Genomic DNA, 23861 nt, shown 5'->3' on the forward strand with positions numbered 1-23861 from the left:
CCCCCCCCCCCCCCCCCCCCCCCCCCCCCCCCCCCCCCCCCACACAGTAGCGCTCGGTGGCCGACCGCCAGGAAGGTACCTTTCGTACTCCACGACGATTTTTGTTCCGCGACCTCGTCGTGGATCGCCGTTCTGGGGATTCAGCTTGGTAGGGAGGGATGTGTCTCCGGGTCTCGCCCTGTGGGGATGAAGGCCGCGATGACTGCGGCGGCGATCGCCGCGATGCCGCCGAGGAGGTAGGTGAGCCTGAATCCGTCGAGTGTGGGGATCTGAACCCCACCGCTCTCGGTCGAGAAGATGGCAAGTATTGCGCCGACCGCCGCCGAAGCGAAGCCCGTGCCAAGCGATCGCATAAGGGCGTTGAGCCCGTTCGCTGCGGCGGTCTCGGTCGCGGGGACGGCACGCATGATGAGCGTCGGCATGGCCGCGTAGCCGAGCCCGATACCGACTCCGATCACGATGTTGATGACGAGGACTTGCCACCAGCCGACCGCGAAGAAGTAGGACAGCAGGTAGCTGACCACGAGCAGGAGGGCTCCAGCGATGAGGAGGACTCGTGGGCCCATGGTGCGTTGCATTCGCGCCGCAACGGGCGCCATGACCATCATCGTCAGCCCCGATGGCATGAGCACGAAACTGGCCGCGAGCAGGCTCATGCCGATGCCGACCCCGGTCGATGCGGGGAGCTCGAGTAGTTGGGGGAAGACGATGTTCGACGAGAACAGGGCGAACCCCATGGCCACCGAGGCGAGGTTGGTCAACAGCACGGGAGGCCTTGCCGCCACTCGCAGATCGATGAGCGGGTCTCGCACTCTCAGCTCGAACGCCCCCCACGCCAGCAACAACACCACGCCGCCGACTCCGGACCCGAGGGTCGCCGGCGAGAGCCAGCCCCACTCGTTGCCCCGCGAAACAGCGACCAGCAACCCGGTGAGACCAATCGAGAGGCTGATGGCGCCCACCCAGTCGAATCGGGCGGGCGTGCGCGAGGTACTAACTGGCACGAAGACCAGCATCAGCACGAACACCGCCGCCCCCAACCCGGCCGAGAGCCAGAACAGGGCGTGCCATTCGAAGTTGACGCTCACGGTGGCGCTGACGGGCAGACCGATCGCTCCTCCCACACCGAGCGTCGCGCTGACCAGCGCGATGGCACCGCCGAGCCTGTCTTCGTGCAGCACATCACGCAGGATCGAGATGCCGAGGGGGATGACACCCATCACCGCCCCCTGAAGGGCACGTCCGGCGATGAGGGTGCTGACATCGCGTGACAGTGCCGCAACGATCGAACCGACGACGAGCAGGAAGATCAGGGCCAGAGCGATGCGTCGCTTGCCGTACATGTCGCCGAGACGGCCGGAGATGGGAGTGACGACGGCCGCACTCAGCAACGTCGCCGTGATGACCCACGCAGTGTCCTCCCGCGATGAGTCGAGCAGGTCGGGCAGCTCGGACTGGATGGGCAGGACGATGGTCTGCATGAACGATGCGCTCATCCCTGCGAGGGCCAGAACCGCGATGACCATACGGGGATCAGGCATCCGGGTCAGGCGGCTCCGCACCCGGTCGTCTCGACTACTCATCGGCACACATCCTCCGTGCACGCGTGATCGACGCGTGGGTCAGACGACTCGGCGCCTTGGGGGGTCCTGCGGTGGTCCTGGGGCACGAACATGTCTCCGTCTCTCTATCTCCGCCACCGCTCACCGACGACAGTGACCGCAACGCACGAAGTCGACTATTTCTTCCTTTTTTCGGACAGGTGTGCGAAAAAAGGAGTACGTTTTAGACATGCAGAGCAGCACACCGCAGAAAGCGGTCGATCCACGACCGGCCCGTACCCGGGCTGCGATCTATGCTGCAGTGGCGGAACTAACGCATGAATCAGGGCAGGACATCTCGGTCAACGCGGTCATCCGCGCATCAGGGGTAAGCCGCAGCGGTTTCTATGCCCATTTCACCGGGCTCGACGACCTCCTCGTCGCGATGCTGTCCGACGCCTACCGCGATATTGCCACGACGTATTCCGCCGCCACCGATCCCGCACGGGCGGCCCGACGCGCGCAGGAGCAGCTCGTCGCGTTCATCAGTGATCGACGCGCCTTCCTCCGCGCGTCGCTCGACTGGCCGGTCAGCTCCCGCGCACACGAGGTCATCACCCAGGCTCACGCCGACGGTATCCGCGACGCGATCGTCGCACGAGGCGATGCCGCCCCGGCTGGGGTCGACATCGAGGACATGGCAACGTTCATTGCCGGCGGGGCCGTGGCAGTGCTAACCAAATGGATCCGCGAAGGGGACGACACCGTCCCGCAGAACGTCATGGTCGACCGCCTCCTCGCCGTCATGCCCGACTGGCTCATCGGCCCGGATTGAGCTCCATCGAAAACTTCTCCGCACTCACCGCGGAGGTCGCGTGAGATCCACGCTGACCCTCACCTCACACAATGAGAAAGGCACACCAAGAAATGACTAGGACCTACGTCGTCACCGGCGCCGCATCGGGCATCGGCAAAGCCACCGCAGAGCACCTCCGCACACAGGGGCACACCGTGCTCGGAGTGGACATCCGCGACACGGACATCATCGCCGACCTCAGCACCGACGAGGGCCGCGCCTCCCTGGTAGAGCAGGCAGACCGCCTCTCGGGAGGAAAGCTCGATGGGGTACTCGCCGTTGCCGGCCTGGTCGCCCCCAAGCCGGTCACCGTCAACGTGAACTACTTCGGCGCCAAAGCCACCCTCGAGGGCCTCCAGCCGTTGCTGGCCAAATCCGACGCACCGCGTGCTGCGGTGGTGTCCTCAATGGCTGCGATCCTGGACGTCGATGACGCCCTTCTCGCCCGCATGGTCGCTGATGACGAAGCCGGCGCCGTTATAGAAGCCGATCGGCTTGGATCAGCGACATCCGCTACCGGCAATAGCCCGATCTACGGCACGACCAAGAACGCGATCGCCCGATATGTGCGCACCCACGCGAAGGACGACATGTGGGCCGGATCCGGTATTGCACTGAACGCGGTCGCTCCCGGGGTCATCGAGACTCCGATGATTGCTGCCACCCTCGCCACCGAGGAAGGCCGCGCCGCGATGGCCGAGAGCTCCCCCGCGCCGTACAACGGCCCTGCTGGGCCTGCGACAGCACCCGCGGCGCTGCTCGCGTGGCTGACCAGCGAGGAGAACACGTTCGTCACCGGCCAGGTGATCTTCATCGATGGTGGAGCCGAGAGCATCATGCGCCCTGACACTGTCTGATCCACCACTCCCGGAACCGCTTGAGCAGTGTAGAAGTTAGGCACCCACACGGGCCTAAACCGCTTCCAATGCGCCAGAGGGTCGGAGGGGCGGCCGCGCGCAAAATGCACAGTCGCCCCTTCTCCGGGCATCGAGTCCGTGCAGCCATGCGGCCTTCTCTAACCTGATGTGATAGCGGTGTTGCGCTCGCCCGGTCATAGGCTGACTTCACCTAACTTTGTCTTTTGACTCCACTTGATTTCCTAATTGTGAGAGTCGTAGGCAGTAGGACTTCCCGTCGCGAGTCGATGATAGAGGCCGCACCGAGTTGTGTGATTAGCATGGAAACTGCTGTGCGCCCGCCGTGTTCAATCGGGGCGGAGACGGTCGTCAGTGGTGGATCGCAGAAGTCCGACCCGAAGATGTCGTCGCAACCGACGATGCTGACGTCGTCCGGCACGCGCACGTGTCGCTCCCGGAGGCGCCCGAGCATCCCAATGGCCAAGAGATCGTTGAACGCGATGCACGCCGTGGCTTCGGAATGGAGTAAGGCATCGGCTGCGGCCGCGCCCCCTTCCAGACGGGGCGTGAACGGGCCGAGTCGACGGAGGTGCACGTTGTAGTCTCCAGCGGAGGCCTCGAGGGCTCGCCAGCGTCCTTCGCTCATCCATGAGGCCCGAGGTCCGCTCGCGAAGGCGATCTCGGTATGGCCAAGCGAGCGTAGGTGAGCCATGGCCTGGACCACTCCGGTGGGTGTGTCGATTACGACGCTCGATACGCCCGGGACGTGACGGTTGAAGATGACGAGCGGGAGCTTCGCGGCCCAGTCGCTCAGTTGTGAATCGGAGAGACGCGAAGATCCGAGGATAGCTCCATCGAACGAACCCTGAAGTGAGTCGAGAAGGTCATCCTCAAGATCGTCTGACTCTTCCGTGTTGATCAGCAACTGGTTGTAGCCGGCTGCTCGAAGCTGCTGCTGCGTGCTGCGGATCATCTCGAAGAAGAAGGGATTCGTGATGTCAGTGACAAACAGGGCCACGGTTCGCGTGGCTGTAGGAGCGATCTTTCTTCGCTGGCTGAGCGGCTCATAGTCGAGTTCTGCAGCTGCCCTCTGGATGCGTTCTCGGGTGCGCGCATTCACCCGGTTCGGATCGGTGAAGCAGCGGGAGACCGTGGATACGGCGACGCCACTGAGTCGAGCCACATCGGCCAGGGTCGGTTGCCCAACCAACCGCATCGGATTGCTGACCGCAGCTTTTTTCATGCAGCCACCGTAGCAAATTATGGCAAATTAGCTTTATCTCTTGCAGTAATTCTCAGGAAGAGCCAGAGTGATACTCACAGAGCAAGGCGCCTCCCTCGAGAACGGGGGCACCGAGATGACCGGCGACGAAGCCGCGGAGGAGCTAGAGCGTATGGATGGATCGAACCGCAAACCGGCGCTACGAGTTGCAATAGTCGGCTCCGGAAGCATCGCAATGACGCACCTGCTAGCGATCCTGGAGCAGGACGATGCTGAACTGGCAGCTCTCATCGACCCGCGGCAGGCCCCGGTCGATCTTCTGCTCGCGGCGCTAGCAGAGCACAGTCCTGACGCTGCTGAGCCTAGGCGTTTCGCCAGTCTTGAGGAGGCGCTGGCGGCAGAGCGCTTTGATGTTGTTGTCGTCACGACGCCAAGTGGCCTGCACGTCGACCTCGCGATCGAGGCGGCCCGTTCAGGCGCACATGTTCTTGTGGAGAAGCCGGTTGATGTCTCCGTCACGCAGGCACAACGCCTCCTTCGGGTGGCGGAGGAGGTCAAGGAGCGGGGCCAAGTCGTGTCTGTCATCAGTCAGCACCGCTTCGATCCGGCGTCGCGGATCGTGATCGAGGCTATTGAAAAGGGTCGTCTTGGTCGTTTGACGAGTGCCGTCGCCTCTGTCGCCTGGTGGCGAACGCAGGATTATTACGACTCCGGGAACTGGCGGGGCACCTGGGCGCTGGACGGTGGCGGCGCCCTCATGAACCAGGGCGTGCACACCGTGGACCTGCTTCTGTGGATGTTCGGGCGGCCGACGCACGTTACCGCGATGACCACACTCCTCGCTCACGAGCGAGTTGAGATCGAGGACGTCGCCGTTGCCACGATCCGCTTCGCCTCCGGGGCGTTGGCGACCATGCATGCAACGACCGCTGCTTTCCCCGGATTGAGCGTTCGTGTCCAGATCCACGGCACGGGGGGTTCCGCTGTACTGGACAACGACCAACTCGAGTTCTACGCCACATCCGATCCGGCTTCGTACGACCCCACCGGTGGTGCCGGTGCTCGCAACGCCGCAGCGGAGTACGTTTCGGGTGAGCATCTTGGTGGTCAGCCCAAGCAGCCTGACTGGTTCCCGCGCGCCCACCGCCGGCAGTACGACGACTTTTTCGACGCCATTGAGAAGGGGCGCGAGCCAGGCGTCACCGTAGCCGATGCCGTGTTGTCAGTTGCAGCGGTCCGAGCTGTCTACCTCGCGGCGACCTTGAACACCACCATCGTCTTCGATGACGTCCTCGCTGGTAGGTACGACGGCGTCACCACGCACGCAGGACAACCCAGCTCCTGAACATCCAACCTCTGATCAGATCTTTAACTGGACTGCTGGCATTTCGCCATCAGCCTGCGGTACTAACCAAAGGGAAGAAAATGAAGATAAGTATGCAGCGCCGCATGCTCGCGATGAGCGCACTTTGCGCCACCGCGGTCATCGCTCTCGCCGGATGCGGCGTGTCCCCCGACGCCTCAGCTGAAGTTACGCCGCCAGCCACGGACGAGTCTGTGACATTGAGCCTCGGATGGTGGGGAAGTGATCCTAGAGCAAAGGCGACCCAGGATGCCGTCGACCTCTTCGAGGAAAAACACCCCAACATTACCGTCGACACCAGCTATTCGGACTTCTCGGGGTACTGGGACCGACTTGCTACTCAAACTGCAGGAGGCGACGCACCCGATGTGTCGCAGATGGATATGTCTTATCTTTCCTCCTATGCGAGCCGTGGGACGCTAGCCGATTTGGGCGCCCTAGACAGCATCCTTGATACGTCCGGCATCCCCGGCTCTGTTCTCGACAGCGGCCTCGTAGATGACACTCTGTACGCCGCTCCTATCGGAGCAGCGGCGAACGGCGTCGTCATCAATACGAGCCTCCTCGAGCAGTACGGCATCGAAATCCCCGATACCAACACGTGGACCTGGGACGACTTCGATGCCCTCGCGCTTGAAGTCACCGAAAAGTCAGGGGGTGCCGCTAATGGGGTTACGCCGTACCAGAACGACTCCTTCGGACTGCAGATCTTCGCTCGACAGAACGGCGAGGAGCTCTGGGACGCAGACGGGAAGGTCACGATCTCCCCGGAACTCGTCGCGGAGCACTTCCAGAGAGAACTCGACTGGGTCGAGGCCGGAGCTGCGGCCTCAGCGAGTCAGGTGTCGAACAACGGTGGCGCAACAATCAGCGAGAGCGACATCGTGACCGGTAAGACCGCCATGTTCTTCACCGCTGCCGGCGCCTTCAACGGCATACAGCTGGCCGCCCCCGACAACGACTACATCCTCGGTAACTGGCCGGCAGACTCAGACACGGAGCCCGGATTCCAGTACCTCAAGCCGACGATGTACTGGTCGATTTCTGCTGCGTCTGAATATCCCTCGGAAGCGGCGCTACTCGTTGACTTCCTCATCAACGACGAGGAAGTCGCGAAGCTGTTCGGAACGGAACGAGGAGTTCCGGCCAATCCCGCGCTCCAAGAAGTCATCGAGCCGACCCTGACCCCGCAGGGCGTGCAGGCACTGGAGTTCTCTCGGCTGATGAACAACGAGGCAGGCGAGGCTCCCGCGATCACTCCGAACGGGGCCAGCAGCGTCGCGGCCATCCTTGCGCGGTACAACGACCAGGTGCTCTTCGAGCAGACGACACCGGAGGACGCGGCCGTCGGCTTCATCGACGAGCTGCAGGCGTCCATCGACGCGGCTGGCTGATCGGGTGATGGGCATGGCTACTTCCGCACAAGAGGGTTCCCCGTGAGCGCTCTCGGTGAGCTCCGCATGGTTACAAAGCGCAGGGGGCGCGAGACAGCGGCAGACAAGCGGGCCAGGACGAGGGACACCAAGGTCGCCGCCGTCTTCCTCGCACCATGGCTGATCGGATTGCTCGGGATCACGGTCGGGCCGATGCTAGTCTCGTTCTACCTCGCTTTCACCGATTACAACTTGCTGCAGGACCCGGTCTTCACGGGCTTGGACAACGTCCAGAAAATGCTCGGCGACGAGCGGCTCGCCGCTTCCCTCCGAGTGACCTTCACCTACGTCCTGATCTCCGTGCCGCTGCAGCTCATCGTCGCACTGGCGATCGCAGTCCTTCTCGATCGGGGTCTTCGGGGCCTGCCGCTCTACCGATCAGTCTTCTACCTGCCCTCGCTGCTCGGTTCGAGCGTCGCCGTCGCCGTACTCTGGCGCCTGGTGTTCGGGGCCGAAGGTCTGCTCAACGCACTGCTCTCCGGCTTCGGCATCGAGGGACCAGCTTGGGTCAGCGATCCCGATACGGCCCTGAGCACCCTGATCCTGCTGCACGTGTGGACCTTCGGGTCTCCTATGGTGATCTTCCTCGCAGGACTGCGGCAGATACCGCGAGAGCTCTACGAAGCGGCGTCAACCGATGGTGCCTCGAGAAGGCGACAGTTCACATCAATCACCCTTCCTCTCCTGAGCCCCATCATTTTCTTCAACCTCGTCCTCGGCATCATTGGGACGTTCCAGTCCTTCACGCAGGCTTTCATCGTTTCCGGTGGTAGCGGCGGTCCTGCTGACTCGACATTGTTCTTCTCCCTCTATCTCTATCAGGAGGGTTTTGCGAACTTCCGCATGGGTTACGCATCAGCTCTGGCCTGGCTCCTCCTTCTCATTATCGGAGCTTTCACTGCCCTGAACTTCTGGGCCTCGAGATTCTGGGTTTTCTACAATGACTAGTTCACATTTGATCGAACGGACCCGGAATCATCCGCCACGGGTCGACACTGCGGTAGGACGACGACGAACCGGTCGATCAGCGACCACCCGTGTCATCTCTTCCCTGCTGAAACACGCAGCCCTGATCGTCGTGGCCATAGTGATGATCTACCCGTTGTTGTGGATGATTGCGTCATCACTGAGGCCGAACGACGAGATCTTCACCAGCCCCGGTCTGATCGTCGACACCTTCGATCTCAGCCACTATCCTCAGGGCTGGAACGCGCTTGCACCGCCGTTTTCGACGTACCTGCTCAACTCCGGCATGGTCGTGCTAGGCAGCGTCCTCGGAAACCTGATCTCCTGCTCACTCGCAGCGTATGCCTTCGCCCGGCTCAACTTCCGGTTCCGGACTGTCGCCTTCGTCGCGATGCTGGTCGCGATCATGCTGCCGGTCCACGTCCTGATCATTCCGCAGTACGTGATCTTCGCGCAGCTGGGATGGATCAACACATATCTGCCGCTCATCCTTCCCAAATTCCTGGCCACAGACGCTTTCTTCATCTTCCTGATGGTGCAATTCATCAGAGGTATCCCGAAAGAACTCGATGAAGCTGCCCGCATCGACGGCGCGGGTCACTTCCGCATCTTCGGCCAGATCATGCTTCCCCTGATGGTCCCGGCACTCGCGACGACAGCGATCTTCACCTTCATCTGGACGTGGAACGACTTCTTCACCCAGCTCATCTTCGTGACGAAACCGGACCTCCGAACCGTACCCGTCGCGCTCAGGTCCTTCATCGATGCCCAGAGCATCTCGGACTACGGGGCACTCTTCGCGATGAGCATCGTGTCCCTGATTCCCCTCTTCCTCGTATTTCTCTTCGGGCAGCGGTTCCTCCTCAGGGGAATTGCCACGACGGGAGGCAAATGACTCTCCTCAACGACCCGGACCGGCTCCTCCCTGCAGGATCGGAAGCACGAACAATCGCCCGAGAGCTCTACGCGGCGGTCGAGAACGCCCCGATCATCTCGCCCCACGGACACGTCGACCCGATGATCCTCGTCGAGGACCGGAACTTCGCCAACGCAGCAGAATTATTCATCAGGCACGACCACTACGTAACCAGATTGCTGCACGCGGCTGGCATCACGATCCCTGAACTCGGAATCCCGGGAGCAGGTGAAACCGCCTCACCACGTGAGACCTGGAACAGATTCTGCGAGAACTGGCACTATTTCCGGGGTACTGCTTCGGGCTACTGGCTACAAGCCACCTTCGCGAACGAATTCGGCCTGACGGAGGAACCCTGTGCCGAAAATGCCGACCGGCTCTTCGCCGCCATCGGGCTCCGGTTAAGCTCTGATGCGTTCAGGCCTCGTGCTCTCTTCGAGCGATTCCGCCTCGAGGTCATGGCCACAACGGACGATCCACTTGACGATCTCACCCCGCACCGCCGGCTCGCTGATGACCCGACGTTCTCCGGCCGTGTCCTGCCCACGTTCCGACCCGACGCCTACCTGGACCCCGCCAGCCCAGGCTGGACTGAACGCATCGCGCGGCTGTCGGACTGGAATGGTTCGAACGAGTCGAGCTACGACGGCTACCTGGAGGCATTGCGGGCGCGGCGGCAGTACTTCATCGACCATGGGACCGTTTCGACCGATCACGGCGTGCTCCAGCCCTTGACCCTGGACCTCGACCACGACACGGCCGCCACATTGTTTGAGCAGGCGCGAGCGGGAACCCTGAGCGCGGAGGGAGCCCAGGTGTTCGTCGGCCACATGTTGTTCCAGATGGCCCACATGAGTGTGGACGATGGGCTCGTCATGACCATTCATGCAGGGGTACTCAGGAACCACGACCGACCGACGTTTGACGCTCACGGACCGGACATGGGCAATGACCTGCCCGTCACAACGCACTTCGTGGAGCCTCTTCGGCCCTTGCTACAGAAATTCGGGAACGTCCCCGATTTCCATCTCGTCCTCTTCAGCGTGGACGAAACCGTCTATTCGCGTGAGATCGCACCGTTGGCCGGATACTACCCGGCGGTCTTCATCGGGGCGCCATGGTGGTTCCTCGACGCTCCCGATGCCATTCAACGGTTCCGTGCCGCGACCACGGAGACTGCAGGGTTCTACCGAGGATCAGGCTTCATCGACGACACGCGGGCGTTCTTGTCCATTCCTGCGCGCCACGACATGGCCCGACGCCTCGACGCCGCCTACTTGGCTCGGCTCGTTGGGGAAGGTCGTATGTCGGCGGCCTCCGCCGAACGAGTCATCGTCGACCTCGTCGGCAGCCAGCCCCGGAAGGTCTTCAAACTGTGATCGACTCCCTCAGCGAGCACCCAGTCCTCTCGAGAGCAGCCCTCGACCGGCGGCGTCCGCAGATAAGGATCGTCCACATCGGTCTCGGAGCATTCCATAAGGCCCACCAGGCCTGGTACACCGACATGGTCGACGACCGTGGTGAATGGGGTATAGCTGCCTTCACCGGGCGCAGTCCCAAAGCGGCCGAAGACCTGACCGACCAGGGCGGCGTGTATACCGTCGTCGAACGCGGGCCAGAAAAGGATAAAGCTCGGTTGGTCGGAAGCATCGTCGAAGCCGTGGACGGGGCAGACAGCCAACGGTTGGCACAACTTCTCTCCTCGCCGTTGACTGCCGTCATCACGATAACCATTACCGAGGGCGGTTACCGTCTGACGGCGGAGGGGCGCCCAAACTACGCCGATGAAGCGGTGCGGGCCGACCTGACTGCTGTGGCGACAGGCAGCCGTGCCCTGACCACTCCGATTTGCAGACTCATCGAAGCTCTCGCAGCTCGCCGCCTCGCCGGCGCCGGGCCCCTGGCAATCGTTCCCTGCGACAACATGCCAAGGAACGGTGCGGTCCTGAAGAGAGGGATGCTCGAACTCGCCGTGCACTGGGGAGCGGATGTGCGCGAATGGATTGCCGAGAACGTCTCCTTCGTCTCGACATCCGTCGACCGCATCACCCCACGCACCACGCAGCACGACATTGCCAGTGCGGCAGAGCTGACCGGCCTCATCGATCGGGCACCTGTCGTAACGGAGCACTTCCACGACTGGACCCTCAGCGGGGACTTCCCGGGAGGAAGACCCCCGTGGGAACGGGCCGGGGCTCGATTCGTCGACGACATAGAACCTTTCGAACGACGCAAGCTGTGGTTGCTCAATGGATCCCACAGCCTCCTGGCCTACACGGGCCGGCTAAGAGGCCACTCGACCGTATTCGAGGCCATGGCGGATCCCTCATGTCGGACATGGGTTACAGAATTCTGGGACGAGGCAGCCCGCCACCTTCCCGAGGAACTCGACGTGCCAACCTACTGCCAGTCATTGCTGGATCGATATGACAATCCCCGCATCGAACACCAGCTCGATCAGATAGGGCAGGACGGAAGCTTCAAGTTGCGGGTGCGGGTCGTGCCCGTGATCTTGGCCGAGCGTGCAGCGGGACGGTCCGGCCGCGCAGGCATCCGAGCCCTCACCTCGTGGATCGCTCTGTTGCTCAAAAGTGCAGACCTGCCCGACCCGCAGCGGGAACTGATCGAAGCCGCGCTCACCCAATCATTCGACGAGGCTGTCAGTTCCCTGACGGGACTCATCGAACCAGCTCTTCTCACCGATCCAGACGTCCGCGCCGAGGTATACCGCCTTGTGCGCGCGGAGACCGGCCGGTCTCAAAACTCGACCCACGAAGGAACACCTATCCCGTGAAAATCGACAAGGCCGAGGTGATCGTCACCAGCCCTGACCGCAATTTCGTCACGCTGAAGCTGACCACCGACGAGGGAGTCACCGGGCTCGGCGACGCGACGCTCAACGGGCGCGAGCTCGCCGTCGTCGCCTATCTGAGCGAGCACGTCGTCCCACTGCTGATCGGGCGGGATCCGGCCCGTATCGAGGACACCTGGCAGTTCCTTTACCGGAGCGCGTACTGGCGCCGCGGCCCCGTCACGATGGCAGCCGTCGCCGCCGTCGACGTCGCGCTCTGGGACATCAAAGCGAAGGTCGCCGGAATGCCGCTCTACCAGCTGCTCGGGGGCGCCTCCCGCGCCGGCCTACTCACCTACGGGCATGCCTCCGGCAAGGACCTCAACGAGCTGTTCGACAGTGTCCGCGACCACCAGGAACAGGGCTATAAGGCCATCCGCATCCAGACCGGGGTCCCCGGCCTGAAATCGATCTACGGCATCGCCTCGAACGCCACCTTCGATGCCAATATCGGCATCCGCTACGACCACGAGCCCGCCCAGCGGGGCGCCCTGCCTAACGAGGAGGACTGGGACACCCGCTCGTACCTGCGGCACGTGCCAACCGTTTTCGAGGCGGTGCGGAACGAATTCGGGCCCGAGATCCCGCTGCTTCATGACGGGCACCACCGCATGACGCCGATCCAGGCGGCGACCCTCGGCAGGAACCTTGAGCCCTACGACCTGTTCTGGCTCGAAGACCTCACTCCCGCCGAGAACCCGGAGGCACTGCGGCTCGTACGCCAGCACACGACAACTCCGCTTGCGATCGGCGAGATCTTCAACACCGTATGGGACTATCAACAAATTATTCGTGAGCAGCTGATCGACTACGTTCGCAGCGCCGTTACGCACACCGGAGGAATCACCCACCTCCGTAAAGTGCTCGACTACGCCGCCCAGTACCAAATCAAGTCGGGCATGCACGGGCCCACCGACATCTCGCCGGTCGGCATGGCCGCGGCTATGCACCTCGGCCTGGCGATCCATAACTTCGGGATCCAGGAGTACATGAAACACGGAGAGAGGACCGACTCGGTGTTCCGGCAGAGCTTCACCTTCGTCGATGGCATGCTGCACCCAGGTGACGAACCGGGTATCGGCGTCGAGCTCGATGTCGACGAGGCAGGAAAGTACCCCTACGAGCAGGCGTACCTGCCTTACAACCGCCTCGCCGACGGAACGGTCCACGACTGGTGATCAGCTCTAACAAGTGGGCGCGAACCGTCCACGGGGCGCCCGCGCCGCCCCATGCCTACCGCGCATCAACGCGTGTACACGCCGTTGCCCCTATGACTGTCACAGATTCGAGGTCGGCACTATGACGCTCCTCAAGGTCGGCGTCATCGGAACAGGCAACATTGCAGACACCCATCTGCGTGCCTACATAGAACTCGCGGATCGATGCGAGATAGTCGCCCTCGCCGATAACGAACCTGGTCGTGCACGGGAAAAGGCGAGCACTTTCGGGCTCGACCGTGCCCGCAGTTATGACGATGCACGGAGCATGCTCGATGCGGAGAACCTGGGTCTCGTAAGCATCGCCACACCCCCCGCGACCCACGCCGAACTCTCGATCCTTTTCCTCGAGGGCGGGGTGAACGTCCTCGTGGAGAAGCCCATGGCGGCGTCGCTCGAGGAGTGCGACCAGATGATGAGCGCGGCGCAGGCATCAGCATCGATGCTGTCAGTCGTCGGGCAGCACCGCTTCCGGGACGATCTGGTGGCACTCAAAGCGGTGATCGACTCCGGCCGCATCGGGTCGCTCTCGCACATGCGCATCGACTCGGCCTGGTGGAGAGGGCGTTCGTACTACGACCTCCCTTGGAGGGGCACGTGGCAGGACGAGGGAGGAGGACCCACCCTGAACCACGCAATTCACCACATCGATCTTGCTCTCTGGCTCTTCGGCCGGCCGCGATCAATTGCGGCAATGATGACCAACGCGCAACACGACAACTCCGAGGTGGAAGACCTGTCTGTCGCAATCCTCCAGTACGACAAAGCCTTAGCCGAGTTGACCAGTTCGGTCGTCCACCACGGCGAAGAGCAATCAATCGTTGTCCAAGGTGCGCTAGCACGCGTCTCCCAACCGTGGAGCGCAGCAGCTGACATCGCGACACCTGACGGGTTTCGGCAGTCGGGCGGCAACACGACCCTGGTCTCGGAGCTCGATCATTTCGTAAGAGGGCTTCCGGCATTCCGCCATCGACTCCACGCAGGCCAGATCGCAGATGTCATCGATGCCATCAATGACGAGCGACCGCCGGCCGTCAGCGCCAATGCGGGCCGAGATGCCGTCGAGATAGTGACAGCAATCTATAAGGCGAGCATCGAGCGTCGCACCATCGATCTCCCCATCGACACTCATGACCCCTACTACAGGCACTCGACATTGATCGAACGTGCAACGCGCTTCAACTGAAGGAGAACCAACGTGTCAACAGACGGAGCAACCTACGCAGCGGACCCCATGCCCAATCCTGTGGTCTCCCGGGGTGAATTCACCTTTGCGGCGATAAACCTCGACCACAGCCATATCTACGGGATGAGTGAAGGGCTCATCGGTGGAGGCGCCGGACTCAAGTGGGTCTTCGACCCCGACCCTGCCAAAGTCGAGGCCTTCCAAACCCGATTCCCTGACGTTCGGATAGCTCGAAGCGAATCAGAGGTCCTCGAGGACCCCGAGGTGCAGCTCGTCGCCGGAGCAGCAGTTCCGTCCGAAAGATGTGCCCTTGGTCTCAGAGTCATGGATGCCGACAAAGACTACTTCACCGACAAAGCTCCCCTGACGACGCTCAATCAGCTCGACTCAGCGCGTGAGGCCACAGAGCGCACCGGTAAGAAATACGCCGTCTGCTATTCCGAACGTGTCCACGTGGAAGCGGCAGTCCTTGCCGGGCAACTCATCGAACGAGGCGCCATCGGCAAGGTCGTGCAAGTCATGGGCATGGGGCCGCACCGCATTGGAGGACCGCGACCCGACTGGTTCTACAACAAAGAGCAGTACGGCGGCATCCTCTGCGACATCGGCAGCCACAACTTCGAGCAGATGCTTTTCTTCACCGGCGCCCAAGACGGACAGGTGACGAGCTCTTCGATCGCCAACTACAAGCACCCGCAGCACCCGGAACTCGACGACTTCGGCGACGCTCATGTCACCTTCGACAACGGAACGACCGGATATGTCAGGGTCGACTGGCTCACCCCTAGTGGGCTCAGCACCTGGGGCGACGGCCGGACCTTCCTGCTCGGCACGGAGGGCTACATCGAGCTCCGCAAGTACGTCAACATCGCAACCTCAGACGGTCCAGGAAACCTGTTCCTCGTAAACCAAGACGGTGAACAGCACCTGAATGCGACCGGCAAAGTCGGATATCCCTTCTTCGGCGACCTCATCCTCGACTGCCTCAACCGCACAGAGAACGCCATGACCCAGGAACATGCGTTCAAGGCAGCCGAACTGAGTTTGCGGGCTCAAGCTCAAGCAGTGAACCTCACCACCTAGGACGACTGGCTCGGCTGCGACCATAGCGCCGACCAAGCGCTTGTTCTGTTCGATGAGAAGGGTTTCGAGAACACGACGGTCGAGGAGATCGCCACGGCGGTAGGCGTCTCCCTGCGCAGCTACTTCCGCTACTACTCCAGCAAGGAGGACGTCGTCATCGGCGACCTCGTCCTCGGTAGCACCGAGATCCGGGACAGAGTCGCGGTGCACCTCGGTCAAATGCCACCCTGGCATGCACTGCGTCACGTGATGCGCGAAGGCGCTGCCGACCTCGACGCAAACCCGGAAAAGTGGGTTAGGACCATGCGCGTGATCTACAGTGCTGCGTCTCTGCGTGCCCGGAGCGTCGAGAAGCACCTGAACTGGTCAGCGCTGCTCGTGCCGCTCGTGAACGATCACCTCGAGCACGACCCTCGCTTCGGCGACCTGGCTGCTCGCACACTCGTCGGCAACGCCTTCGCATGCCTCGACGCGGCCCTCATGAGCTGGACCGAGGCACAAGGAACCATCCCGTTTGCGACCGTCATTGACGCCGCATTCGACGCCGCCGACACCGGCCGCCACCGCTGAATCACTACCCTCTGTCACATATCTAGTAACCAGGCCGTTCACGCACCGCGTGAATACGTGAAGACTTACGTGACAATTGGCGGTTCAATTCCATTAGAAGGGCGCCTTGTCCCGTAACCGGTCGTCTTTGGAACGCGTTACAGCTGCTTTGCGGCGGTCCGCAGCGCTGTCACGACGGGCGCTGTTCCGTCTTCCGTAGCAAGTGTTGCTGCCAGTTGGCGTGCTCGGGTGGCATAGGCCGGCGTCGTGGTGGCCTGCATGATGGCGTTGGCCAGCCGTTCTGTGGTGAGTTCCTTGTAGGGGACCGGTTGAGGGCCCGCGTCGAGGGAGGTGATCCGTGCGGCCCAGAACGGTTGGTCTGTATAGATCGGCACGCTCACCGTTGGCACGCCGGCGCGCAGTCCCGCACCGGCGGTCCCCGCTCCGGCGTGGTGGACGACCGCAGCCATCTGAGGGAACAGCCATTCGTGCGGCACGGCTCCGATGCTGATTGCATCGGGTCCGGAGACACCTTCCACACCCTGCAGTACCGCGCGAACGCCCGCACGGCGCGCGGCGTCGAGCATGAAGCCTGCGTCCAGGGCCGCGCTGCTACCAAAGCCCATGAACACCGGGGGCGGTCCGTCCGCGATGAAGTCGAGCAGGTCCGCAGGTGGCTGCCAGCCCGGCTCAGCCTCCGGCCACCAGTAGCCGGTCATGGTGAGCCCGGATCGCCAGTCCGCCGGGCGCGGGAAGATGGTGTGACTAATGCCATGGAGAACGGGACTGTTGGTTTTCCTTCGCGTACGGTCGGACGCAGACCGGGCCTTTTTAGGTAGACCAAGCACCTGGCGGATGCGGGCGCTCGGGGCATCGTACGGCGCTTTTCCCGCGGATATCAGTGAACCGAGCAGCTTGTTCCCGACCGGCCCCAGAGTTCGGGCGATCCCCAGAACCACGGGCGGATAGGCGGTGCTGGGTTCGGTCGGCTGCAGGTGAGCACCGATGGCGGGGACACCGAGGGCCTCAGCAATATCGTAGGCATAGGGCGCGATTGCATTGGCCAGGATCACGTCGGTGCCGGCCTCGGCCGCGGCAAGGGTGCCGGTTGCGGCCAGGTCCATGTAGTCACCGAGTTCGCGCATGTACCTACGTAAATCGGCGCCTGAGGCCTTCTTCCCTGGCGCGGCGGGACTAACCAGGTTGCTCATATCACCGGGCAGTTCGCGGTACCTGCACCCGGCGGCGGTGACCAGCGGGGCGTAGGCGGCATTCGCCGCGATCGCGACGTCAAAACCGAGGGCTTGAAGTCTGCTGCCAAGCCCGGCCATCGGGGCGACATCGCCTCGGGTCCCCGGCGTAATCATGAGCACTCGCGTCACGTTCATCATGCCCCTTGATTGCGATCACCGTTCGCAATCAAGCTTATAGTGGAATGGATGCAGGACCTAACCCAGACGCTCAACGAAAGACGGTGAAGGGATGCCCTCCCATGACCCCATTGCCATCTGGCTACGGCCGGAGCGTTCTGGTATCGGGCCCAAACCAGAGCACTCGCGCGCCGGAATCGCCGCAGCGGCGATCAATATAGCGGATCAGGACGGCCTGACCGCGGTGTCCATCCGACGCGTGGCCGCCAGCATCGGAGCCGGCGGAGCGTCCCTGTACCGGTATCTGAAATCTCACGACGAGCTCATCGAACTCATCCTTGACACGGTCAGTGGCGAATACGACCTTGACCCCTCCGGTGAACCACCATCAATCCAGCTGCTGAACCTGACACAGCAAGGCCGGGCCATCATGCACCGACACCCGTGGCTGCCTCCGCTGCTGCTGACCCAGCCCTCGATGGGACCTAACTCTCTCCGATATCTGGAGCGCGCCTTGTCCGCACTGGAGTCGGTGGACATGCCCGGACCCGCGAAGCTGCAGACCGTGGCCATGATGACGGCCATCACCGCTGCATTTGTACAGAACGAACTGGGATCAGCCAACCGTTCCGGGACGGGCCTCGACGGGGCGAATGCCCGGCTGCAGTACCTCTCCAAGGTGGTCCAGTCCGGGAACTATCCATTGCTGGCGGGCGCACTCATCGGGCAACACGACCCAGAAAAGCCGGAAGAAGTGCTCAACAGCGTCATCACCAACTATCTGGCGGGAGCGGGTCTTCCAGTCGCCGCCAGTCGCACTTGAGGGCCCCTGAACCGGACTCCCGACGGAATCACCACCAGCATGGCGTACTCCAGCTCCAAGCCCTTCCTTCACATCACACCCGTCTGATAAAGCGCCTCGACCTACTCACTACAAACAGCCCATACCTGTAAGACCGACTACGCTCATTGCCCTGCGGACGTCCAAGACGGAGTGCAGAAGCAGAACGTTGGCCCGTTTCTGCTGCCTCAACAACCTGAAGCTTCTCAAGACATCTTGTCTGGCAGGAATCGCTCCACCCAGGATGCTCCCGGTGCGTGGACGACCTTGACGGCTTCGACCGGTGCCGGTGACGTCGAACTTCTCGTACCCGTCGTCGACGGCACTCTCGACCCCTACAAGCCCTACCTGCCCAATTAGACGATCGGCAACGGTAGCCCCGATGGCTCCCTGCCACGACCCAGTCCACGAGTGCCTACCATCTGCGGGCTGAAGGCTGTAGTCAGGGATCATGGGCCAACTATCCATCCAGGGAGGGGTGCGCGCACAGACGACGAGAGACTACTGTCAGCCGAGCAGAGGCTGGCCGGGATTGATCACCGCATCAACACACACGTACTCAACAGCTACCCGATGGCAGAGGCCCGTCGTGTGCCGTCCCAGTACCGGGCGGAAGGGCGTGCAGTCGCGGACCATGCCCTGGCCAAGCAAGGCCTCCCGGCTCTAGCCAATCAAGGCAAGGCCCTGTTCCTCGGACTGGCGTCGCTGGCACGACTCAACAGAAGACGCATCAGGCTCGAACGCCCTATCGCTCGACTGAAGACCGCACAGAGCTCCTAGCCACATATAGAGGCGTGCACAGCTGCTGCAGAACATGTTGCATTAGAGCGGACAAACATCTCGAGGATTGCGCGATAGGCGAAGGAAGCAACTGGCACCTCCTGTTCCCAAAGTTCCCGGCAGGCATGACGAAGGCCCGCTCTTATGCGAACGGGCCTTCGTCGTGCCAGGCGCTCAAGGGAGTTCCAGCGCTCGGTGGTGCTGGCGAGTACTAGTGACCGGGGCCGTTCACGTCATTGACGCGGCTCGCGCCGGCGGTGCGGACGTGATCGACGTGTTCCTTCTTGTTTCGCTTCAGAAGACCAGCCAGACCGAGGAGGCCGAGCAGTCCCCACAGGCCGGCGTCACCGTTGTCGTCGGTTTCCTGGGTCTGCTCGGTGGCAGGGGCGGTTTCTTCCGCGGCTGTGGCAGGGGCTGCCACACCCATCAGGACAGCGAAGGACAGGGCTGCAGTGGCTGCGCTTTTGCGAATCATTGCTTCTCCTTGAGACTCGGGAAGGACCCCCTGATGGAGGCCCGAACAGTAAGCCTACTTCCTATTCTTGGCCTTCGGTGGGACCGTCTCGGCCTCGGCGCGGCGGATGTACGACTAGGGCGCTTGGGGGGTGACCCTTCAGCGACCCCACCACTCAAGCTCCCTGAATGGACCGAGCTCGAGTCAGCGGTCTGTGACGTGTAGAGGTGAAGTTGCGCCTACAGCTTTTCCTGTCTTCAGTTATATCCGCACCGGTTCCGGTTCCCAGCTCTCGTGATCATCTGGTTTAGGGGTACCCGGTCAGCCAGGTCCGAGCCGCTGACACGGTGGTGAAGTACCGGGTGGGGTAGGGCGGTTCGTGCACCCGGATGAAGAAGTCCGCCAACGTCTCATCGACGACGGATGCGCCGACCAGGGCCATGGCCGGAACCTGCAAATCGGTGGCAAACATGTGCAGTGCGGCACGCGAGAGCGAAACCATGGCGTTGAGCTCAACCAGCATCGGCACACCCGCGGTCGGACACAAGCCATGGACGCGCGCAGTCAGTGAGAGGGCGTCCTTCTCGCTGACCGTCACGCTGTCATCCCAGGACACCCGCAGCACCCCACCGTCCAAGCCCGCGGTATAGGCATCGCAGGATGGCGCCGGACCACAAGGTCCCGCGGACACGATCGATGCTGCCAAGAGCTGATTTTGCATAGGTCCTCTTGCACCGGCCTCTCCGCATCACACTGTGCTGCGCTGCACAGTGCCCTTTCGAGAAGCTGACACCGGCGAAGATAACTTCGCCGGTGCCAGCATTTGGATTCGGTCTCAATCTCATCCAATGTCCGGGTTGCTGGGGAGGCAACCGGACAACCCACCGTACCGCAGGACAGACAAGTCTGTGCACATCGCATCGCAACCAGTAGATTCGAGGGAGACAGAACTTAGGGGGACTTTTGACCACCAGCTCACCGACATCACCGGAAGTGCCACAAGCACTCGGAGCATCAGGACCATCGAATGCGCCGCATGTACCGGCGGTGCTTGGTGCGCGGGAGAGGATTCTTGCCGCGTCGTACGACTTGTTCCTGGAACGGGGGGTTTGGGCGGTGGGGATCAATGAGATCATTTCCGCGTCCTCGGTGGCCAAAGCGACGTTCTACCGGCATTTCCCGTCGAAGGACGATCTGGTCGAGGCATTCTTCGAGCGTCGGCAGAAGCTGTTCACCATTGGTTATCTGACTGCAGAGTCCGAACGCCGTGGGTCCACGCCGCGGGAGCAGCTCCTGTCCATCTTCGAGATCTTCGATGAATGGTTCCAGTCCCCTGACTTCACTGGGTGCCCCTACCTGCGGGCCCTGCTCGAGGCCGGCCCTCAGGACCGGGCCGGCACCGTGAGCCGGACCTACCTTGAGGACATTCGCGCCAGTGTGGAAGCTGCAGCCACACTCATGGGCCTTGTCGACCCGGATGACTTCGCCCGCTGCTGGCTGATCCTCATGCAAGGCACCGTTGTCTCGGCGGTGGCCGGTGACACTCATGGTGGAGCACGGATCAGAAGACTCGGCGAAACTCTCATCGCCCTCCACACCCCGGCCAGCGCCCTCGTATTAGACCGCAGCACACCGATCTCCTCGGCTTCCCTGCACTGACCCTCGTGTGGCGGTTCGAGGAAACAGTGGTTGCCCCCTACAGTGAAACCAGCGACACCTGGCTCAGCAGGCAGACGTAGGGAAGATTCAATGATGACCGGACAGGCACACTTCTCACGGTCGCCTGAAATCACGCCCGCTCTGACCCTTGGCATGGTTGTCACATCTCAGGGGACTAGATCTCCTCACCTCACCGCATTGAGCGCAGCCCTTACCGCTGCTGATCCGCGGATCTCGATCGTTGCGGCGCCCGCCCATCCAGAACTGGCCCCTACCGCACGACCCGATGTAGTGCTGGTCGATGTCACCGCCGGTAACGCGCATGGCCTGCTGGACCTAGTACAGGATTGTTCGCAGCTTGCCAACATCCCAGTCATGGTGTTGCTGGAAACCCTGGACCAGGTGGGCGTCGAACAGTACCTGCGGTACGGGGTAACAGATTTCGTGTCGACTGCGTCCTCGACCGAGGAGCTGATTCATCGCCTGCGCATCAGCGCCGCCCGCAAAGCACATCTTGTCGCCGCCGACCAAGCAACGAACGCTCTGCGTAACCGGGTCCGTTCCGTCTCTACCGCCCTAGCAGGAAGCTCTTCCACCGGGTCCAATGCTTCCACCGCAGATACCGCCGCCAACGCTCACCTCCGTAGCCTTCGTGAGCTGACCCAGGTCTTCGTCAGCGGTCTTGCGCGGGCCTTCGCGGCCGACCGGGTCTGCCTGGACCTGTTCGATGATGACGGGACAGTCGGTTCCACTGAACGATGGCCGGCCAACTGGGAGGGGTTGCCCTCACCAGGTGCTGCAGGTACTGATGCTGAGAACCTCGCACGCCAGCTATGGAGCGCCACACAGATCGGCATCTTCAACGCTCCTAGCCGCAAGAGTGCTCAACTCTTCGTGGGCACCACGCACACGGCAAACCACGACAGCAAACGGTCGATGGATGAGTCGCCCGAAAGTCAGGACGACGTACCCTCGTGCACGATCGCTGTCCCGCTGGGCGACACCAACCAGGCTGTAGGTCTCGTGCAGCTCATCAGTGACACCGGGCCGATGCCGTGGTCCGACGTCCATTCGGCTCTCCTACAGCACGTCGGGGAAAACTTCGTCAGGGCTCTGCGGCAGGTCAGACTGCACACCCGTAACGCTGAGGCCATCGAACGTCTGGCGTATCTGAATTTCCTGAAAGACGATTTCGTCGCCACCATCAACCACGAGTTTCGCTCCCCGCTGGCCACGATCACAGGACACCTGGAAATGGTCGCCGACGGGTATCTCGGCCCTATCCCGGAACACCACCGCGAGACACTGGACGTCCTTCAGCGCAACACCGCACGCCTGAATCGGTTGGTAGAGAATATCCTCACTGTGTCGGTTCTGGACCAGCCCCACACCGCACCGACACCCGTAGACCTCACCGAGGTCGTGCACACGGTGATAACCGGGATGAAGGCACTTACAGCCACCAAGAACATTCAGCTCACCACGGGCGTGCCCATTCAGCCGGTGCTCGTGACGGGACATCGCGGCCAACTCGAGGAAGCACTGCGCAACGTCCTGCGCAACAGCCTCGAATTCACCGCTCCCTCCGGCACGATCAACATCACTGTCACCGTCAGTGCGATGAGCAACCACAAACTAGGACCACGCCGGGAACTACAACTAGCACCCGACCATGGATCTCATCGGACGGTCACCCACGAATCGGACTACGTGTCCATTACTGTGCAGGACACCGGAACCGGCATCCCGGACGAGGATCTGCCGCACCTGTTCACGAGCTTCTACCGAGGCTCGAACATCAAACACAGCTCAGCGACCGGATCGGGCCTCGGGCTGACCATCACCAAGCAGATCCTCGACCGCCACGAAGGCACCATCACCATCACATCCGACCCTCGGCCCGAGGATGAGTCCGCCTCCGGGACGACCGTCATGATCACACTGCCCTTGACCACCCCACTGCCGTTGCTCTGAACCCCTTCCCCCCCTGCCGCGACAGAGTGCCCGTCATCGACAGACAGCAAGGTAAACCTGCGTCCCCACTCTTCTCCTAACTGACGAAGCGCTCATACCAGTCGCTGGCACCAAGGCGATAACCCTCGAAGCCAACCGCGTCGCAGTCCTACCGTGCTTGTCCCGCACGCATCTGGACAGCTGGAACCAGGGGCCCGCCTGCACACAGCCACCTGCGTACCGACACCGGGTAGCTCACCTCGATCGAGCGGTGGCTATGAACAGCCTCCTTATGGGCTTGGTGACGAACAGCATGTGTCAGTCCTCATAGGGCCAAGAGAACTAATAGTGGCAATGGGTACGATAAATGCGGATCGGTAAAGACCATCGTGGTGGTCATTCACCTGTGGGCGGGTGGAGCCCGAAGGGTGGAGCTCAAAACCGTCCACCTGTGGGTGAACCAGTTCCCTTTGCGATCACGCTTCGAGCTCTTCAGCGACGGCGACCTCGTCGGCACCATGACCTACACGCTACGAGCAGGCCACCTGACCTTGCAGGCGACCCTCGTCACCGAAGCCACCTACCAAGCCGAACTGGCAGCTGACCTCATCCGTCGCGCACTCCTCAACGCTCACCGGCGCCGCCTCGCAGTCAGCGCATACTGTCCGCAGACCCAACGGTTTTTGCATGACTACCCCCAGTTCCGGTCACTCGTTTTAGATGACTGACACCACCAGCACGCCCCACAAATGACTAATTCCGCG

General features: G+C 62.2%; 21 protein-coding genes and 1 pseudogene. 17 read left to right on the forward strand and 5 right to left on the reverse strand.

Features of this window, described 5'->3' with window-relative positions:
* Window positions 1–140: 140 nt before the first annotated feature.
* The gene (locus AC4D2C_RS12855) at window positions 141–1541 is read right to left on the reverse strand and encodes an MFS transporter (protein ID WP_490915541.1); all 1401 of its coding nucleotides are present in this window, start codon (window positions 1539–1541) and stop codon (window positions 141–143) included.
* Between the two features lie 250 nt (window positions 1542–1791).
* On the opposite strand from AC4D2C_RS12855, the gene AC4D2C_RS12860 reads away from it, so the two are divergent.
* Both AC4D2C_RS12860 and AC4D2C_RS12865 read left to right on the forward strand, forming a co-directional pair.
* The gene (locus AC4D2C_RS12860; RefSeq protein WP_490915284.1) at window positions 1792–2376 is read left to right on the forward strand and encodes a TetR/AcrR family transcriptional regulator; all 585 of its coding nucleotides are present in this window, start codon (window positions 1792–1794) and stop codon (window positions 2374–2376) included.
* A 92-nt stretch (window positions 2377–2468) separates the two neighbouring features.
* Window positions 2469–3254: an SDR family oxidoreductase gene (locus AC4D2C_RS12865; RefSeq protein WP_490915285.1), complete on the forward strand. Its 786-nt coding sequence runs from the start codon at window positions 2469–2471 to the stop codon at window positions 3252–3254.
* 211 nt (window positions 3255–3465) lie between these two features.
* Here AC4D2C_RS12865 and AC4D2C_RS12870 read toward each other — a convergent pair whose 3' ends face one another.
* On the reverse strand, window positions 3466–4497 hold the full coding sequence (locus AC4D2C_RS12870) for a LacI family DNA-binding transcriptional regulator (RefSeq protein WP_490915286.1): 1032 nt from the start codon (window positions 4495–4497) through the stop codon (window positions 3466–3468).
* A 67-nt stretch (window positions 4498–4564) separates the two neighbouring features.
* Here AC4D2C_RS12870 and AC4D2C_RS12875 point away from each other — a divergent pair, with 67 nt between their 5' ends.
* The 11 genes and pseudogenes from AC4D2C_RS12875 to AC4D2C_RS12925 all read left to right on the forward strand — a co-directional run bounded on the left by AC4D2C_RS12875 (window position 4565) and on the right by AC4D2C_RS12925 (window position 16061).
* Window positions 4565–5821 (forward strand): Gfo/Idh/MocA family protein, encoded by a 1257-nt coding sequence (locus tag AC4D2C_RS12875; protein ID WP_490915287.1) that lies wholly within the window; start codon window positions 4565–4567, stop codon window positions 5819–5821.
* Window positions 5822–5901: 80 nt separating this feature from the next.
* Window positions 5902–7233, forward strand: a complete 1332-nt coding sequence (locus AC4D2C_RS12880) for an ABC transporter substrate-binding protein (protein ID WP_490915288.1) — start codon at window positions 5902–5904, stop codon at window positions 7231–7233.
* 42 nt (window positions 7234–7275) lie between these two features.
* A complete protein-coding gene (locus AC4D2C_RS12885; RefSeq protein WP_490915289.1) occupies window positions 7276–8220 on the forward strand; it encodes a carbohydrate ABC transporter permease in 945 nt (314 codons plus the stop codon).
* On the forward strand, window positions 8213–9133 hold the full coding sequence (locus AC4D2C_RS12890; RefSeq protein WP_490915290.1) for a carbohydrate ABC transporter permease: 921 nt from the start codon (window positions 8213–8215) through the stop codon (window positions 9131–9133). Before AC4D2C_RS12885 ends, AC4D2C_RS12890 begins: the two co-directional genes overlap by 8 nt.
* Window positions 9130–10533: a glucuronate isomerase gene (gene uxaC, locus AC4D2C_RS12895; protein ID WP_490915291.1), complete on the forward strand. Its 1404-nt coding sequence runs from the start codon at window positions 9130–9132 to the stop codon at window positions 10531–10533. Before AC4D2C_RS12890 ends, uxaC begins: the two co-directional genes overlap by 4 nt.
* Complete coding sequence (locus AC4D2C_RS12900; RefSeq protein WP_490915292.1) at window positions 10530–11948, forward strand: mannitol dehydrogenase family protein; 1419 nt, start codon at window positions 10530–10532, stop codon at window positions 11946–11948. The genes uxaC and AC4D2C_RS12900 overlap by 4 nt, the downstream gene beginning before the upstream one ends.
* Window positions 11945–13183 (forward strand): D-mannonate dehydratase ManD, encoded by a 1239-nt coding sequence (manD, locus tag AC4D2C_RS12905; protein WP_490915293.1) that lies wholly within the window; start codon window positions 11945–11947, stop codon window positions 13181–13183. The genes AC4D2C_RS12900 and manD overlap by 4 nt, the downstream gene beginning before the upstream one ends.
* 121 nt (window positions 13184–13304) lie before the next feature.
* The gene (locus AC4D2C_RS12910) at window positions 13305–14408 is read left to right on the forward strand and encodes a Gfo/Idh/MocA family protein (protein WP_490915294.1); all 1104 of its coding nucleotides are present in this window, start codon (window positions 13305–13307) and stop codon (window positions 14406–14408) included.
* A 12-nt stretch (window positions 14409–14420) separates the two neighbouring features.
* The gene (locus tag AC4D2C_RS12915) at window positions 14421–15491 is read left to right on the forward strand and encodes a Gfo/Idh/MocA family protein (RefSeq protein WP_490915295.1); all 1071 of its coding nucleotides are present in this window, start codon (window positions 14421–14423) and stop codon (window positions 15489–15491) included.
* Window positions 15492–15533: 42 nt separating this feature from the next.
* Window positions 15534–15635: pseudogene (locus AC4D2C_RS12920) on the forward strand (TetR/AcrR family transcriptional regulator); the annotation flags it as partial.
* Window positions 15636–15695: 60 nt separating this feature from the next.
* Window positions 15696–16061, forward strand: coding sequence for an acyl-CoA-like ligand-binding transcription factor (locus tag AC4D2C_RS12925; RefSeq protein WP_490915296.1), 366 nt, complete (start codon window positions 15696–15698; stop codon window positions 16059–16061).
* A 137-nt stretch (window positions 16062–16198) separates the two neighbouring features.
* Here AC4D2C_RS12925 and AC4D2C_RS12930 read toward each other — a convergent pair whose 3' ends face one another.
* A complete protein-coding gene (locus AC4D2C_RS12930; RefSeq protein ID WP_490915297.1) occupies window positions 16199–17431 on the reverse strand; it encodes a glycosyltransferase in 1233 nt (410 codons plus the stop codon).
* Between the two features lie 91 nt (window positions 17432–17522).
* Between AC4D2C_RS12930 and AC4D2C_RS12935 the strand changes: the two genes are divergently transcribed.
* The gene (locus tag AC4D2C_RS12935) at window positions 17523–18233 is read left to right on the forward strand and encodes a TetR/AcrR family transcriptional regulator (protein WP_490915298.1); all 711 of its coding nucleotides are present in this window, start codon (window positions 17523–17525) and stop codon (window positions 18231–18233) included.
* Window positions 18234–19242: 1009 nt separating this feature from the next.
* Here the strand turns inward: AC4D2C_RS12935 and AC4D2C_RS12940 are convergent.
* Both AC4D2C_RS12940 and AC4D2C_RS12945 read right to left on the reverse strand, forming a co-directional pair.
* Window positions 19243–19506 (reverse strand): WGxxGxxG family protein, encoded by a 264-nt coding sequence (locus AC4D2C_RS12940; protein WP_490915299.1) that lies wholly within the window; start codon window positions 19504–19506, stop codon window positions 19243–19245.
* A gap of 286 nt (window positions 19507–19792) precedes the next feature.
* Window positions 19793–20122 (reverse strand): DUF7793 family protein, encoded by a 330-nt coding sequence (locus AC4D2C_RS12945; protein ID WP_490915300.1) that lies wholly within the window; start codon window positions 20120–20122, stop codon window positions 19793–19795.
* Between the two features lie 326 nt (window positions 20123–20448).
* Here AC4D2C_RS12945 and AC4D2C_RS12950 point away from each other — a divergent pair, with 326 nt between their 5' ends.
* From AC4D2C_RS12950 to AC4D2C_RS12960, 3 genes are all read left to right on the forward strand, one after another.
* Window positions 20449–21144, forward strand: coding sequence for a TetR/AcrR family transcriptional regulator (locus tag AC4D2C_RS12950; RefSeq protein WP_490915301.1), 696 nt, complete (start codon window positions 20449–20451; stop codon window positions 21142–21144).
* Window positions 21145–21234: 90 nt separating this feature from the next.
* Window positions 21235–23118, forward strand: a complete 1884-nt coding sequence (locus AC4D2C_RS12955; protein WP_490915302.1) for an ATP-binding response regulator — start codon at window positions 21235–21237, stop codon at window positions 23116–23118.
* A gap of 407 nt (window positions 23119–23525) precedes the next feature.
* A complete protein-coding gene (locus tag AC4D2C_RS12960) occupies window positions 23526–23825 on the forward strand; it encodes a GNAT family N-acetyltransferase (protein WP_490915303.1) in 300 nt (99 codons plus the stop codon).
* The last annotated feature ends 36 nt before the right edge of the window (window positions 23826–23861 follow it).

Source organism: Arthrobacter sp. TJ-240, assembly GCF_058269195.1.

What these genes read in the sequence shown, in the direction of transcription:
- AC4D2C_RS12955 (WP_490915302.1), top strand. Translation starts at nt 21,235, where the DNA reads ATGATGACCGGACAGGCACACTTCTCACGGTCGCCTGAAATCACGCCC.
- AC4D2C_RS12890 (WP_490915290.1), top strand. Translation starts at nt 8,213, where the DNA reads ATGACTAGTTCACATTTGATCGAACGGACCCGGAATCATCCGCCACGG.
- AC4D2C_RS12940 (WP_490915299.1), bottom strand. Translation starts at nt 19,506, where the DNA reads ATGATTCGCAAAAGCGCAGCCACTGCAGCCCTGTCCTTCGCTGTCCTG.
- AC4D2C_RS12865 (WP_490915285.1), top strand. Translation starts at nt 2,469, where the DNA reads ATGACTAGGACCTACGTCGTCACCGGCGCCGCATCGGGCATCGGCAAA.
- uxaC (WP_490915291.1), top strand. Translation starts at nt 9,130, where the DNA reads ATGACTCTCCTCAACGACCCGGACCGGCTCCTCCCTGCAGGATCGGAA.
- AC4D2C_RS12860 (WP_490915284.1), top strand. Translation starts at nt 1,792, where the DNA reads ATGCAGAGCAGCACACCGCAGAAAGCGGTCGATCCACGACCGGCCCGT.
- AC4D2C_RS12935 (WP_490915298.1), top strand. Translation starts at nt 17,523, where the DNA reads ATGCCCTCCCATGACCCCATTGCCATCTGGCTACGGCCGGAGCGTTCT.
- AC4D2C_RS12870 (WP_490915286.1), bottom strand. Translation starts at nt 4,497, where the DNA reads ATGAAAAAAGCTGCGGTCAGCAATCCGATGCGGTTGGTTGGGCAACCG.
- AC4D2C_RS12930 (WP_490915297.1), bottom strand. Translation starts at nt 17,431, where the DNA reads ATGATGAACGTGACGCGAGTGCTCATGATTACGCCGGGGACCCGAGGC.
- AC4D2C_RS12880 (WP_490915288.1), top strand. Translation starts at nt 5,902, where the DNA reads ATGAAGATAAGTATGCAGCGCCGCATGCTCGCGATGAGCGCACTTTGC.
- AC4D2C_RS12855 (WP_490915541.1), bottom strand. Translation starts at nt 1,541, where the DNA reads ATGCCTGATCCCCGTATGGTCATCGCGGTTCTGGCCCTCGCAGGGATG.
- AC4D2C_RS12910 (WP_490915294.1), top strand. Translation starts at nt 13,305, where the DNA reads ATGACGCTCCTCAAGGTCGGCGTCATCGGAACAGGCAACATTGCAGAC.